The sequence below is a fragment of the Cytobacillus sp. FSL R5-0377 genome, assembly GCF_038004385.1.
Taxonomy (GTDB): Bacteria; Bacillota; Bacilli; order Bacillales; family Cytobacillaceae; genus Cytobacillus.
In genome coordinates this window covers 2,946,991-2,961,165 of the sequence record NZ_JBBORA010000001.1, presented here as the reverse complement: position 1 = coordinate 2,961,165, position 14,175 = coordinate 2,946,991, and the positions used below count along the sequence as shown (strand labels likewise).

Sequence of the window (14,175 nt, the reverse complement as noted above, 5' to 3'; positions counted from 1 at the left end):
ACAATGTTCGCGTCTTGCAGATTGATTTTTCATGATTACGATTCCTCCTCCAAAATAGAAAAAGGACTTCCCTCCGAAGAGGGAAGCCTGTTTTGATGAAAATCATGTACATGTATATACATGTATGTACAAGAAAATAATATATACTCATAGTCTATTTTGTTACTCCTCTATGTAAAAAGAGGCTGCCACCCAATGCAAGATTCCCTTCTAATAGGTCAAGGAGTCATTCAACCGACCACTTAGCTACCCCAATTTCTTAAATAGTGAATTGAAGTTTATACCACTTAATAAATTTGATAATTCCTCAGTGTACTTTTCTAAAGAGTTGTCAATTTTGCTCTTTAGGTTATCTTGCCAATAAAATTTAGGACAATTTGCTTTAGCAACACTAATTGACCAGTTCCATTCAGGGATACTAATCAGATATCCCAATCTACCTGTTCCATTTACAATCATTGAATTTGGAATTATAACAACATAAACATTGACCCTGTAACTTTCATTATCCAAGCTAAATTCCAAATGCTTCAACTTTGTATTCAAAACAAATACTCCCCTCATAATGAAAAGAGACCCTAGCAAAACTAGAGTCCCTTCCATATAATCTAAAATTAACGAAGAAGTTGTAGAACTCCCTGCGGTTGCTGATTTGCTTGTGCCAGCATAGCTTGTGCTGCTTGAGAAAGAATAGAGTTTTTTGTTTGGCTCATCATTTCTTTCGCCATCGTGCGAACATTTACTTTCATAAATGACTAGACTATATCTTCACCCTCTAACAAGCTAGTAGGGGTCGGGCACTTCGGATTCACAATGCTGATGACCATTGTTTCACCTATGGATTTCATCACCATAGCTCTCGCCTTAGATGGTTTATCCTAGTCGTTGAACCTTCTCCACTCTTTCGAGACAGGAGCTTGGCTGCTGATTGCCCAATCTTTTCTTTTATCAAACCATCACGCTTGTCGTTTCCAACTACATTGTGGCAAGAAAAGCTCTAAGGGGTTTCCAGCAATTCACCCGATTATTATCTCTAGCCGTTACCAGCTAGGACGACTGTGCTTGTCACTGCTCTTAAGCAGCTAAAGCATAATCTACGTCACGAATACGAGATTCCGCAGCAGTTAAGTTTTCTGAAGATGTACTTAAATTGTTAATTGTGTGATCTAATCGATTTTGAACAGCACCTAGTTTAGAACGTTCTGCAGAAACCTGCTTTATTGCATCATCAACCGCTTGTAATTGAGTATCAAAATCATTAGTATCAAAATCTGTTACATCAATATCAGCAATAGTAACTAACATATTTTGACCATCTGTTGGGTCTGCATCATCAGGATCAGCTGTCCCTAAAGCAGAGGCTGACATATTATTTATACTTAATGAAATTTGTTGTTCACCATTTGCCCCAATTTGAAAAATTCCTGAAAAGTTTCCATCCAGTAGATTCTTCCCATTAAATTGAGTACGATCAGAAATTCCTTTTGAAGCTGTTTCACCACCAAGTTCCTCTTTCAAAGCAACAATTTCATCTTGGATAGCTTGAAGATCATCGGTTCCTTGTGTACCCGTATTTCCTGATTGTACAACTAGTTCACGCATACGCTGAAGAATATCATGTGTTTCATTTAATCCACCTTCGGCAGTTTGAATTAATGAAATCCCATCTTGAGCATTTTTCGCTGCCATATCTAAGCCACGAATTTGTCCACGCATCTTTTCAGAAATTGCTAAACCAGCTGCGTCATCTGAAGCATTGTTAATACGAAGACCAGAAGATAATTTCTCCATAGATTTTGACTGTGCAGTTGAAGCACTATTCAACTGGCGATACGTATTCAACGCTGCAATATTATGATTAATTCTCATTTTAATTTCCTCCTTGAGTATATGTCCCACATCCATGTGGTTTGTTTTACCAACAAGCAGAAAAGTCGGCCGCCTTTTTGCTGTTCAGCTTTACAATGGTTATATCGACTTATTTTGACAAGTGTTTAATGGTTTGGAAAAAATTTTTATTGCTTTTTAAAAAAGCTGCTCAGGCTTTCGATTACACTTGCTTCTGTTTGAGTTGCACTGCTATTCTCCTGTTGAATAGATAAGTATATTTCTTTCCTATGTATGTCGACATTTTTCGGCGCACTAATCCCTAGCTTTACTTGATCACCTTCGATAGAGAGGATAGAGATTTCAATGTCATCACCAATCATGATCGATTCTTTAAGTCTCCTTCTGAGTACAAGCATCATCTCTCCCCCTGTTCTTGAGGACTCATGATTTTATGCTTTGTCCCGTAAGATGTTTGGCTAAGAATTACTTGTTTGCCTAGCTTTTTTGTTTGGTTAATCACTAAGGGTGCCTGCAGGTTAGCGGTTGTTTCCTGAAATGGCTCTCTTACTGTCAAAATCACAAAGGTAGCCACATCTTTATCTGATTGAATTTCTAATTTTCCCACCGCCTCTTCAGGCAAATCAAACTCAAACTGTGGAAAATGAACAAACGGATCTGTCACAATAAAGGCTACCTCGATTGTTTCTACTGATTGCAGCACAAATAAGTCTGTCCCTTCAAGAGGTAATATATAAAACTCCTTCTCATTTAAAAACCCCGGTATCCCCGATGGAAACTTAATAATATCTTCTCTGTTTATCTTTTGCTCACCATGGAATTTCGTTAAAATATTCATTTTTTCACCACTTTACTAAATTGTTAGATTGAAAAAATCAACGCTTAGGCTATTTTTCTCAATAATCTCTGTACTGACTTTCCCTGGCGTATAGGTATGAACCGGCTTTCTGATTTCAACCTCAATCTTCGGCTTTTGCGGCTGAGCCTCAATGTTTACTTTGGCAGGTTCATATTGAACCTTCACACTATTATGAGAAGGTATCCAGCCAATATTGAACTGCTGGGGAGCACCTTCACTGTTTTCCTTTGCCTGACGGGCAATGGGATTGCCTCCGTTTTCAATTTTCATAAGCTCCATTCCCTGTATAGCTCTTCTCTCCAGCCCTTTCAGCCAATCCTGGTACCCGTTTTGGGCAAACTCTTCTATTCTTCTACCTACACTTTTTAAATCGACGTCCTCGCGTGCTTTGGTCTGGTCGATTGTCAGCTTTCCAGGGATTGTTTCGATTTCCAGGATGGCTTTAGGCTGCTGGATGGATTGGACGGCAGGGGGCTGTTCGATTTCCTGTACCGGTTTTTCTATTTTTAATCCCACCCTGATAAAGTTGGATTCCAGCATGATCTGCGGCACGTTCATATTAGACACCTCTTTTATGAAAAAAAGCTATCTCCTAAGGATAGCTTTTCAATGATTATCTTAAAAAGTCAGTTAAGCTTGGCTGAATGATTCGCGCTCCAACACTTAACGCTGCACGATGGATGCTTTCCTGGGTTGTAAGCTCGATAATGGCTTTTTCCATATCGATGTCTTCATTATCAGAAAGGATTCTCGTTGAGAAGACCTCCTGCTGGGAAAGACGGTCCTCCATCAGCTCAACCCGATTCTGTTTGGCACCAATCAGGGCACGTGCAGACAGGAAAGTATCTATGTTTTTATCAACATTATCAAGCATATCGCCAACTGCTGGATCATTTGTTTCAAGCGCTGTGATTAGCTTTTGAATATCTCCCTCATCGCCTAGCATGTCCCCAAATAAAGCCTTTCCTTCAGTGTTAACAGGAATTTTAATGCCTGAGAAAACCTCAAGCTCGATGGTTCCGCTTTGAAATCCTGATTCAGAGGGCCGTATGTTTGTCTGATTGCCATTGAAAATATACTTACCGCCCACTTGGGTATCCCCGAGATTCTGCAAATGCTCTTTAAGCTGTTTAACCTCTTCTGCAACTGCTTTGCGCTGATCTTCTTCCAGTGTGCCATTGCTTGCTTGAAGAGTTAGTTCCCTAATTCTCTGTAAAGCCAAAACACCTTTATCCAAAGCATCATCCGTACTGTCGACCCAGTTTCTCACTTCTCCAATATTGCGGGTAAACTGCTGAATTCGATTTAAATCCGTTCGATAGTTCATCCCCATCATCGCAGCAACTGGGTCATCCGATGGCTTGGTAAATTTCTTTTGCGTGGAAATTTGATCCTGCAGCTTGTCCAACCTGCTGTAGCTGTTGCTTAAGTTTCGAAGCATGTTATTGGATAGCATCGATTGTGTTACGCGCACTTTATTTCACCCTTTATCTGCCTACAACGCCCATGCCGTTGATGATTTTATCGAGCATTTCATCGACCACAGTGATATTGCGGGCCGAAGCGTTGTACGCATGTTGGAATTTAATCATATTGGTCATTTCTTCATCTAATGAGACTGCACTGACGGATTGCCTGTTCCGGTCTACTGAATCTGCCAGCACAAGAGAGTTTTTCAGGTCCTTTTTAGCACTCTGAGAGTCTACGCCTAATTTACCGATAATACCTGAATAATAGGAATCTAGGCTCCCATTCAGTTTTGACTTTTCATCATCAGACAAGGAAGTATAATCACTAAAACTCTTCTTCCTTAAATCAGCCAGCAGCTGTGCATTTTTGTTATCGCCTGACGCTCCGCCTTTTTCGGCTGCCGCGGCAATTTTAGATGAGTCATCTAGCAATGCTTGATTCACTTTTATGCTTTGTGCCGGGTTCTCTTCATCAAACTCGAAAAAGTCCAACCCGGAGACTGTATCTGCTCCAAGGGCATATCCATTCTTATGAATCTCATTGAATTCCTTGGCAAAAGCAGACGCCATTCTATTCAGCTTCTCCAGCATTTCAGGGTAAGCTCCCTTAGCAGAACCACCTGCTTCATACCCATAGCTGTTAATAAAGCCGGATAGTTCACCTGAAAGAGTCTCAAATTGTGTAAAAGAAGAGGATCCAATCTTTAATCCTGTTACGAGTCCGCTCTCTTCACTTTTTTCAAGCTCTACCTTGTTGGTGCCAACAATGCCGCTCTCTTTTGTTGCGGATATGAGATTAATAGGCGGATTATAGGATTTTCCATCCTTTTGGACTATCTCTATATTATAAAGGCCCGCTGCCATTGGCTTGGCATCTCCATATGTATTCGGAACTACACTGGTCACTTTCACGTTGACCAATTGAGAAAGGCTATCTACCAATAAATCCCTCTCGTCATAAAGATCATTTGGCAGGTATCCATGCGGCTCAACAGAGGCAATCTGCTTATTCAGATGATCAATTTGCGCGACAATCGCGTTGATTTCATCAACCTTCACACCAGCCTGATTGCCAATATCCTCCTGAACCCGCGCCAGGGAATTATGATAATAATTCAGCGTATCCGCAACCATCTGTCCGGTGGCTGCCACTACATCTCTGGCTCCGGTGTTTTCTGTATGGCTTGATAAATCCTGCAGAGCATTCCAGAACTTTTCCAGCGTACTGTGCAGCCCATTCTCAGACGGTTCATTTATGATTTCTTCCATCTTGGTTAAAGACTCACTCATGGCACCATAATAGCCCATTTTTGTGTTTTCGGTTCTAAATTGCAGATCGAGGAATGATTCTCTTATTCTCTGAACTGTTCCCGCCTCAACACCTGTTCCCATTTGACCGGGTATCTGCGGCCGGTTCATGCCAACGCCCGGATATGGCTCGGTTTGCGCGAAATTAATGCGCTGCCTGGTGTATCCTGGCGTATTCGCATTCGAAATATTATGACCAGTTGTATATAATGCACTTTGCTGGGTGAACATGCCGCGGCGGGCTGTTTCGAGTCCCATGAAAGTTGAACGCATGTTAGTTCCTCCGTTCTGCTACACTTTCGAGTTGAAAATTCCTGGATTCATCTTTCCAGATTTCTTTCCGGCAGGCGGACCGTAGTTGATATTTTCTGGCTGCGGCCTTAATAGATTCATAGATACATTCACAAATTGAAGAGATTGATGAACCAGCTGCTGGTTTAGGAAATTCTGCTCCTTCAGCTCGAACACCAGCTCAGCAAGCTCCTCCGTGATGGCTGCAAGCCTAAGGCGGTCAGGCTGCGAGAGGAGATTTAAACAATCTGATACTGTTGGGCTTTCCAGCGCAGGTACGATGGAGTGTGCTGCTTTCTCCCGTTCTTTCTCCAATTGGCCAATAGCCGCAATATGAGCCTGCTCATCCTTCAGCATCTGATTCAGGCCTTCCATGTCGCCGGTTTTAATAATGTCTGTCTTTTTCACTGCGAGTTCATATAGGCTTTTATGAAGCTTTAGCAGTTTTTCCATCGTTCCAATAAGTACTTCGGCTGACATGATATTCCCTCCTCATTATTTTTTCGTATAGAAATTAGCGATGCTTTTCGCTACTTCTTTTGGATTGATTTTATAGGTGCCGTTCTCTACCTGAATTTTAAGCTCTTCTACTTTAGCTTTACGGTTCTCGCTCAGCTGGGATACCTGCTGCAATTCCTTTGCAGTGGTGCTGATTTCTATTTTATCTGATGCCGTTCTGGCTGGTTTTCCTGCATGCTCAAGCTTATTCATTTGGCGTTTGTATGGGTTCACGCCTGAAGGACCAAAGTTATTGATTTTCATGTGTACCCCTCACTTTCTTTCCGGTCGATTTAACCCTATGTCTATTATCGGCTAATGTGGCATTTTGTTTAAATGTTAATTTACATTTGGCAAAAAATACATCAATAAGCCTATAGAAAAAGCTATGTGAATGAGACACATAGCTTAAAAACGCCGATTAATTTTTTCATTGACCGCAAAATAAGTGCCCTGTTTTTCCCGCTGGGCTGCTTCTTTTCTTCGTTCTTCTTCAGCTGTAAACTGTTGAAGCTCCTTCCGCAGCTCGACTGCACAGCTGCCGCACAGCTTGCCTTCCCGGATGCTTGTCCCGCATTTTTCGCAAGGATAGCCCAGGTTTGGAAATTGCGCCAGCTTCAACCGGCCGGTTTTAATGAACTTGATGATGAGCTCTTCCTCAACTCCCGTCGCATCTACAACCTCCAGCAGTTTTGCCGTCCGGTTTTCCCTCTTCCGTATAAACTGGTAAACCGTCTCATAGGACTTCTCTTCTTCTTTCCAGCAGTCCTGGCAGACATCGCGGAAATTTTTTTTGACAAAAATGGCATCACATTTCGGGCAGTTCGATAACTCAGCCATATGACTTCTTCCTCTCTGAGATTCTTTGACACTATTATAGCTTGAAGAAAAGTAGAATTATAGGTAAAGTTATCCTCTCGCCAATGTGATAGATTGGATTGATTGTGCTCCTCCAGTTTTCAACACTTTGGCTGCATGGTGAAGTGTCGACCCGGTTGTATAAATATCATCAATTAAAAGGATTGACTTATTTTCAATTTCTGCTGGAAGCAGCTTGAAAACCTGATTTTGATGAATTCGATCTTGGCGCGACTTCTTGGATTGCTTTTCAGAATGGATTCGCTGAAGAAGTTCCGAGGCTGTAAAGCCTGCTTCATGGATGAGTGCTGCGGACTGATTAAATCCCCTTTCATAAAGTCTTTCAGGACTTAAAGGAATAGGAGCAAGATAATCAAATTCCATATTTTTCAGCCTTTCTCTTATAAATAGAGAAAATGCTTTCGCCATAATATAGTCACCCCTGAATTTGTAGCGGGCTATTGTTTCTTTTAGAAAGTCATTGTACATGAAAAGAGAAACATTTTTATCCAGCATCCCTGACAACTCCGCATCCCGGTTCCACCTTACACAATCAGTACAAGTATCGCCTTCTCGAAATTGAGGCTCTAAATTGCTAAATGGGCGGCTGCATTTAGCGCAAGTATCTCCCTCGATAAATAAAAGGTTATCTGTGCAACGCCGGCATATATGATTCTCCTGTGGCCGTGACCAGAGAGAAGACCAGCTGACAGCAGAGACAATTTCTTCATGGCAAATTAAACAATTAATGGTCAATCAATCCTTTCTTTTTGGCTTCCATGTTCATGCGAAGGATTTGTGTTCGGGCTTTGACCATACTCTCAGTTTTGCCGTAGTGGAAAAAAGTTATATCTCCGCCTGGAAATTGAGCACTTCTTCCGACCCGTCCTGCAATCTGGACTAGAGCGCTTTCTGTAAAAATCCGGTCTTCAGCGCCAAACACCGCTACATCTATATTGGGAAATGTAACTCCTCTTTCCAGAATGGTAGTGGTGAGAAGCATCGGAATTTCCTTATTGCGCATCATTTGAACTTTGGTCTTACGCTCAGGATCTTCTGCGTGTACAGCTTGGATTTTGGGATGGTTTTTGCGAAGTATAGCGAGAACCTTTTCCATTTTTTCGATTTTGGGAAGGAACAGCAGGCACTGCTTCTCATTATCGAGCCTCTTATTGATCCATTGGGTGACCGCAGGCGGGAGTTTATCTTTTTGGAGGGGCATTTCCCAATTGCCGCACCATTTGAAGGATGGAACAGGCAAGGGGTGACGGTGATATCTGGCCGGGATGGTGACAAATTCTCTTTTCCCGCTCCGGCATTCATACTGCCATTTTTGATTCGGCGTAGCTGTGAGATAAATCATCGAGGAATGTTCTTTGCGGGACTGGCGGACCGCATACTGGAGGCATTCGTCTGCGGTATAAGGAAAGGCATCTACTTCATCAAGGATCACAGTGTCAAAAGCTTTGTAAAAGCGGAGAAGCTGATGCGTGGTGGCAATGGTTAAGGGTGCTTGAAGCTGGCGGTCATCACTGCCGCCATAGAGGACAGCCACCTGGATGCCGGGAAAAACTGCTTTGAGTCTTGGACCAAGCTCTAGTACCACATCGGTTCTCGGAGTGGCAATACACACTCTTTTTCCGGAGGCGAGAGCAGCATTGATTCCTTCAAATAGAACCTCCGTCTTCCCTGCACCGCACACAGCCCAGACGAGGAGTTCATTATTTTCTATCACAGCCTGTTTTACCTGGTTCGAGGCAAGCTGCTGGCCGGGTGAAAGGGTGCCAGCCCATTCCAGGAGATGCCCGCTTAATTCACGGACAGGCTCGGGTCCCCTCCAGCCAATCAGCGGGGTGCACTCACTGACTCTGCCCATCATGATGCATTTCCGGCAGTAAATACATTCCTTCTCACCGCACCGGGCACAAGGAAAACCTGCGAACAGTGAGCTATCTTTATTGCCGCACCTGGTACAGACCGTCTTGCCTTTGGTCTTAATGATCCCTTTTCGGTAAGTAACATATCCATTTTCATAGTGCTGATGGATTTCTTCGAGTGGATGCTGGAGGTTTTCGAGCAGAAGCTGTTTTCCGCAGAGGATTTGCTGCAATTCTTTGTTATAAGGGTAGTCTTTGTTGAGTGGGGGCTCCGGAATGGTGTTTATGAAGGATATAGGGAGGCTTTCAGGAATTTCTTTGCTAAAACATGGGGCTGCGATATTATTTTTCAAGGCAAATCGCAAAAAATCACCTCATTTTTCATAAATTTATCGAGGGTTTTCCTTAAATATCAATTTTGCCATTCATTCCCCAGTTTCGCAAGTCACTTCCCAAAGTTCACAATTCAGACAAAAAGAATGCACCATTTCATACAGAAATGGTGCACAAAATACTTTACTTCTTCACCCAGCCAAATCCCATAGCGCCTTCGCCCAAATGGGTTCCAATAACCGGACCAAAGTAGCTGATCATAAACTCTACATTCGGATACTGTGCGGCAAGCTCAGCCTTCCACTCGCGTGCTTCTGCATCACGATTGGCATGGATAATCACCGCCTGATACGGCTCCCCGCTTTTCACGTCTTCCCAGAAAAGGTCAACCATCCGCTTCATCGCTTTCTTTCGGGTACGGATCTTTTCAAACGGAACAATTTTCTTATCCTCGAAATGAAGCAGCGGCTTCACCTGCAGCAGACTGCCAATCAATGCCTGTGCACTCGATAAACGTCCTCCGCGCTGAAGATGCGAAAGGTCGTCCACCATGAAATAAGCGCGAATGCTCTTTTTCATTTCCTCCAGCCGCTCCAGAATTTCCTGTGGACTCTTACCGGCAGCAGCCAATTCTGCTGCTTCAATCACATAAAACCCCTGCACCATGCAGCTGATTTCGGAATCAAATGGGAACACCTGAATATCCTCGACCATGCTCCCAGCAGTAACTGCCCCCTGAAACGTGCCGCTGATGCCGCTCGATAAATGGATAGAGATCACCGCATCATGCTCTTTCGATAATTCCCTAAACAGCTCGGCAAACTCTCCAACCGGCGGCTGTGAAGTAGTTGGGAGCTCCTTGTGCTTCACTTCTTCATAAAAGTCTGCAGCCGTGATTTCCACTTCTTCCCGGTAAGTCTCACCGCCAAAAATCACACTCAGCGGAATCATATGTATATTTAACTTTTCTCTAATATTCTTAGGAATGTATGCTGTACTATCCGTTACAACAGCCGTTTTCATAAATAGAGGTACCATCCTTATCTTTTTTTCTCTACTGTATGTTCCATTTTATATGATTAAGAGGGAAAATGCATTAAGTTATAGATTGGGGCAGCAAATAATCCAATACCCCATTCTACCTACTTTTAAGGACGGTAATTTTACACCTTATCATCTTCCCCTGCTGTATGTTAAAATGCTTTTTGTGTCTTAATTTTGTAAAGGAGCTGTAACACATTGAGTAAAAGCACTTCCTCCACAAATACCCACACATCAAATAAGTACAGCCTAGATACCCTTCATCAAATGCTAAATAGTGAATTAAGTAAATATAAACATATTAAAGTTCCTAATATCAACCATTCTGTAAGCGGGACAGAACTTGCTTCATGGCTGATAGACAGCGCATCCCCTAAAGAAATCGAAGAGCTTGTTCACATGGTGAACCAGGCTAAAAAGAGATCTTCCAATACAAAAGCTATTTTTCAAACAGCTGCGGCCGCACTAATCAAATAATTGCTACGAGCGATAATTTGGTTAATATTTGAAGAAAAGTGTATAAATGCCTTTAAATCACATGGTCATTTCGTTATCATTAATGCAGGAAGATAATTTACTCTTAAAACACTAAGAAATTAGAGGTAAACCACATGGCACAAGCAATCACAATTATTCTTTCTTCGTTTGTGATCTTTCTATTAATTGAGGAATTATTCCATCTTGCTTTCAGGAGGTACTTAAATGGCCCTTTTGATTTCAAAGGGAATGTAAAGAACTTTTTGAGTAAAGTTAAAAATAAAAAAGAAAAAGCCCTATAAAAAAGGACTTTTTCTCTCAATAAAGCTATCGTACCTCTACCCAGCCATTCTTAATAGCTACAACTACTGCCTGAGTACGGTCATTTACATTCATTTTTTGCAGGATATTGCTCACGTGGTTCTTAACCGTTTTTTCGCTTATGTATAAAGCTTCCCCAATTCCGCGGTTACTTTTCCCATCGGCAAGGAGCTGAAGCACTTCACATTCGCGGCGTGTCAGCAAGTGAAGAGGACGGCGAATTTCTACCTGGGAATAAGATGTTGTTCCTGTACCTTCTGCTGCTAATCTGCGGTATTCATTTACCAGGTTGTGTGTGACCTTCGGATGTAAGTAAGATCCTCCATCAGCGACAACCTTTACAGCTTCAACTAATGCATCTGCATCCATTTCTTTTAACAGGTATCCGCTAGCTCCAGTTTTAAGGGCGTGCGTTACATAATTCTCATCATCATGGATGGAAAGAATGATTACCTTGGATTGAGGATATTTATTAATCAGCTGGCGGGTCGCTTCCACACCGTTTGTATTAGGCATATTGATATCCATGATAATCACATCTGGATCATACTCTTCGACAAGAGTCATGGCTTCACTGCCATCATCGCCTTCTGCCACTACATTAAAGCTCTTTTCGAAATCTAAAATGCGTTTTACCCCTTCTCTGAATAATTGATGGTCATCAATTATGACGATCTTTGTATTCAAATGCTTCGCCTCCCAAATCTCCAGTTAGTTTTCTATCTCTATTCTTAAGGTGTTTCTTATTTTAATGGCACCTGGATGATGACAATGGTTCCTTTGCCAGGTTTGGAATCTAGGGACATCTGGCCTTCCAAGAGTTCCAGCCTTTCACTCATTCCCATAATTCCAAAAGAACCCGGACGCTTCTCACGAATATTGAAGCCTTTCCCATCGTCTTTAATGACTACTGCAACCCTGGTGCTGTTTATCTCTATTTTCACTTGGATTTCTTTAGCTTCCGCATGTTTTAGAGCATTTGTCACAGATTCCTGAATCAAACGGAACAATGCGACTTCATATTGTGGCGGCAAACGCCTTTCTTCGCCAACATTCGCGAAATATATCTTGGTACTTCTGTGATACTCTTCGATGGTTGTTAAGTATTTTTTGAGGGTAGGTATTAATCCCAGATCATCAAGTGCCATTGGACGCAAGTCATAAATAATCCTTCGAACCTCATATAACGCATTGCGGACCATTTTTTTCAGGTCTTTTATTTCCGTAATGGCTTCATCCGCACCGCGCTCTTTGTATACCCGTTCAATTAAATCGGATCTCATCATGACATTCGCCATCATCTGGGCAGGTCCGTCATGGATCTCGCGGGATACTCTTTTCCGCTCTTCTTCCTGTGCTTCAATGATTTTCAGCCCAAAATCCTGTTTAAGCTTTGCATCTTCAATGATTTCTCCCATTTGTTTCAGGTCACTTGTCAGATAATTCATTACGACGGTAATTTGTGAAATAAGAACTTCCGATCTATCGATGGTGTCATTAACACCTATAAGCCGTCTTTCAATATCATCACGGCGATCCCTCAGCTGTTTCTCAAGCTGACGGTTCATGGATAAATCCATTTGAAGCTGATGTGCTTTCTCATAGGCTTCACGGACTTCAGACTCAGAATAATCCTTAAAATGCATGCTGACTTCAGAAAGGCGCTTTCTTGCAAACCGGGTTTGCACTTCCAGCCGATCCCCTTCTTCAATTACTTTAAGGACCATTTGTTTTACTTCTTTTAATTCTTCCGTAAGGTTCTCGTAATCTTTACGGCATTGCTCGCCTATACGGAATATTTCATCTTTACTGGTACCTACTGTTTGAACCATTTTTTCAAGAATAAGATCCAGAGTCTTGGAATCGAATTTCTTAATACTCATTTACACTCCTCCAAGGGCGTAACCCTTCCGCTATGTACCTTTATTTTAGCGCTAAATGAGCTAAGATACTATGTTTCCAGTCTGAAAATTATACCAAGTTACCTAAAATTCGGTAAAAAGGCTTAGGCTTGTGATTTCACCCCGTGTCTTATATCCTATATAAAAGCAGGGTAAACATGACTATCAAGCAAAATAATATGTATATTTATGCCACTTAAAGATTAAAATTGGCACATTTTTTATTATAGCAGCATAAACATCAGAATTGCTTACATTATAACATGGGAAAAAATGTTCTATATTAAAGTTTCATTACATTCTGTTAAAAAATTGATGTTGGGAAACTTGTCGAATTATAATGAATTTAGCTGAATTTTTTGTACAAAGGTAAAGAAAGGAGCGGTATCTGTGCTGCCCTCTTATTATACAGTTAAGGGATACGGAGAAAATGAAATCGAAATAGAAAGATCAAGGTTTATCGCTCATGTCACCAGAGCAGAAACAGCAGAAGAGGCCCTGGAGTTTATTCAGAAAATTAAAAAGAAGCATTCCAATGCCACCCATAATTGTTCTGCCTACTTAATTGGTGAAAACGACCAGATTCAAAAAGCTAATGATGACGGAGAACCAAGCGGCACGGCTGGTGTGCCTATCCTTGAAGTATTGAAGAAAAAAAAGCTGAAGGATACTGTGGTTGTCATAACCAGGTATTTCGGCGGAATAAAATTAGGAGCAGGCGGGTTGATCAGAGCTTATGGAAGAGCAACCTCTGAAGGACTGCAGGCGACGGGGATTGTTGAAAGAAAGCTCATGACAGTTATGAAGACAAAGATTGATTATACATTGCTTGGCAAAGTCGAAAATGAGCTGAGATCTTCTATTTACGCGTTAAAGGAAATTCACTATCTTGATACAGTCACAGTTGAAACATTTGTGGAAGAAAACCAAACTGGGGCTTTTACTGACTGGATGACCGAATTAACAAATGGCGCTGGGCAAATTACTGTAGGTGACAGCCTATACTTGGAAGAAGAGGTAAAACAATAGCATACCCAAAATTTTGTTTTACTAAACTCCTTAAAAATTATAAAATAACATATGTCACTCTTTAC

The 14,175-nt window shown here is 41.7% G+C and carries 18 protein-coding genes and 2 pseudogenes; 3 read left to right on the top strand and 17 right to left on the bottom strand.

From position 1 onward, the window contains the following. Positions 1 to 246: 246 nt before the first annotated feature. From NSQ49_RS15055 to NSQ49_RS14985, 15 genes and pseudogenes are all read right to left on the bottom strand, one after another. Positions 247 to 546 carry a hypothetical protein gene (locus tag NSQ49_RS15055; protein WP_251284088.1) on the bottom strand — a complete coding sequence of 100 codons (300 nt, stop codon included), beginning with the start codon at positions 544 to 546 and terminating at the stop codon, positions 247 to 249. A gap of 68 nt (positions 547 to 614) precedes the next feature. After that, positions 615 to 728 (bottom strand): annotated as a pseudogene (locus NSQ49_RS15050) (flagellin); the annotation flags it as partial. A gap of 346 nt (positions 729 to 1,074) precedes the next feature. Beyond that, positions 1,075 to 1,869: a flagellin Hag gene (gene hag, locus NSQ49_RS15045; protein WP_285870261.1), complete on the bottom strand. Its 795-nt coding sequence runs from the start codon at positions 1,867 to 1,869 to the stop codon at positions 1,075 to 1,077. 146 nt (positions 1,870 to 2,015) lie between these two features. Continuing rightward, positions 2,016 to 2,246 (bottom strand): carbon storage regulator CsrA, encoded by a 231-nt coding sequence (gene csrA / locus NSQ49_RS15040; protein WP_251284120.1) that lies wholly within the window; start codon positions 2,244 to 2,246, stop codon positions 2,016 to 2,018. Next, entirely contained in the window at positions 2,246 to 2,686 is a 441-nt protein-coding gene (gene fliW / locus NSQ49_RS15035) for a flagellar assembly protein FliW (protein ID WP_251284089.1), read from the bottom strand. The genes csrA and fliW overlap by 1 nt, the downstream gene beginning before the upstream one ends. A gap of 15 nt (positions 2,687 to 2,701) precedes the next feature. Further along, a complete protein-coding gene (locus NSQ49_RS15030; protein WP_251284090.1) occupies positions 2,702 to 3,265 on the bottom strand; it encodes a DUF6470 family protein in 564 nt (187 codons plus the stop codon). 55 nt (positions 3,266 to 3,320) lie between these two features. Beyond that, positions 3,321 to 4,181 (bottom strand): flagellar hook-associated protein FlgL, encoded by an 861-nt coding sequence (gene flgL / locus NSQ49_RS15025; RefSeq protein ID WP_251284091.1) that lies wholly within the window; start codon positions 4,179 to 4,181, stop codon positions 3,321 to 3,323. A gap of 13 nt (positions 4,182 to 4,194) precedes the next feature. After that, a complete protein-coding gene (gene flgK, locus NSQ49_RS15020) occupies positions 4,195 to 5,757 on the bottom strand; it encodes a flagellar hook-associated protein FlgK (RefSeq protein ID WP_251284092.1) in 1,563 nt (520 codons plus the stop codon). A gap of 18 nt (positions 5,758 to 5,775) precedes the next feature. Beyond that, positions 5,776 to 6,255, bottom strand: coding sequence for a flagellar protein FlgN (locus NSQ49_RS15015; RefSeq protein ID WP_251284093.1), 480 nt, complete (start codon positions 6,253 to 6,255; stop codon positions 5,776 to 5,778). A 15-nt stretch (positions 6,256 to 6,270) separates the two neighbouring features. After that, positions 6,271 to 6,537, bottom strand: a complete 267-nt coding sequence (gene flgM / locus NSQ49_RS15010; RefSeq protein ID WP_251284094.1) for a flagellar biosynthesis anti-sigma factor FlgM — start codon at positions 6,535 to 6,537, stop codon at positions 6,271 to 6,273. A 144-nt stretch (positions 6,538 to 6,681) separates the two neighbouring features. Next, the gene (locus tag NSQ49_RS15005; protein ID WP_251284095.1) at positions 6,682 to 7,113 is read right to left on the bottom strand and encodes a TIGR03826 family flagellar region protein; all 432 of its coding nucleotides are present in this window, start codon (positions 7,111 to 7,113) and stop codon (positions 6,682 to 6,684) included. A 69-nt stretch (positions 7,114 to 7,182) separates the two neighbouring features. Further along, positions 7,183 to 7,647 (bottom strand): ComF family protein, encoded by a 465-nt coding sequence (locus NSQ49_RS15000; RefSeq protein ID WP_311315932.1) that lies wholly within the window; start codon positions 7,645 to 7,647, stop codon positions 7,183 to 7,185. Positions 7,648 to 7,692: 45 nt separating this feature from the next. Further along, positions 7,693 to 7,887, bottom strand: a pseudogene (locus tag NSQ49_RS14995) (double zinc ribbon domain-containing protein); the annotation flags it as partial. Then, a complete protein-coding gene (locus NSQ49_RS14990; RefSeq protein ID WP_396398998.1) occupies positions 7,877 to 9,373 on the bottom strand; it encodes a DEAD/DEAH box helicase in 1,497 nt (498 codons plus the stop codon). The gene NSQ49_RS14990 and the pseudogene NSQ49_RS14995, both read right to left, overlap by 11 nt. A gap of 151 nt (positions 9,374 to 9,524) precedes the next feature. Next, positions 9,525 to 10,364 carry a DegV family protein gene (locus NSQ49_RS14985; RefSeq protein WP_251284097.1) on the bottom strand — a complete coding sequence of 280 codons (840 nt, stop codon included), beginning with the start codon at positions 10,362 to 10,364 and terminating at the stop codon, positions 9,525 to 9,527. Between the two features lie 216 nt (positions 10,365 to 10,580). On the opposite strand from NSQ49_RS14985, the gene NSQ49_RS14980 reads away from it, so the two are divergent. After that, positions 10,581 to 10,859 (top strand): hypothetical protein, encoded by a 279-nt coding sequence (locus tag NSQ49_RS14980; RefSeq protein WP_251284098.1) that lies wholly within the window; start codon positions 10,581 to 10,583, stop codon positions 10,857 to 10,859. A 134-nt stretch (positions 10,860 to 10,993) separates the two neighbouring features. Next, positions 10,994 to 11,161, top strand: coding sequence for a hypothetical protein (locus NSQ49_RS14975; RefSeq protein ID WP_251284099.1), 168 nt, complete (start codon positions 10,994 to 10,996; stop codon positions 11,159 to 11,161). Between the two features lie 25 nt (positions 11,162 to 11,186). Here NSQ49_RS14975 and NSQ49_RS14970 read toward each other — a convergent pair whose 3' ends face one another. Both NSQ49_RS14970 and NSQ49_RS14965 read right to left on the bottom strand, forming a co-directional pair. Continuing rightward, positions 11,187 to 11,867, bottom strand: coding sequence for a response regulator (locus tag NSQ49_RS14970; RefSeq protein ID WP_251284100.1), 681 nt, complete (start codon positions 11,865 to 11,867; stop codon positions 11,187 to 11,189). Positions 11,868 to 11,923: 56 nt separating this feature from the next. Next, the gene (locus NSQ49_RS14965; RefSeq protein WP_251284101.1) at positions 11,924 to 13,063 is read right to left on the bottom strand and encodes a sensor histidine kinase; all 1,140 of its coding nucleotides are present in this window, start codon (positions 13,061 to 13,063) and stop codon (positions 11,924 to 11,926) included. Between the two features lie 408 nt (positions 13,064 to 13,471). On the opposite strand from NSQ49_RS14965, the gene NSQ49_RS14960 reads away from it, so the two are divergent. Continuing rightward, positions 13,472 to 14,110 carry a YigZ family protein gene (locus NSQ49_RS14960; protein ID WP_251284102.1) on the top strand — a complete coding sequence of 213 codons (639 nt, stop codon included), beginning with the start codon at positions 13,472 to 13,474 and terminating at the stop codon, positions 14,108 to 14,110. Positions 14,111 to 14,175: the final 65 nt, after the last annotated feature.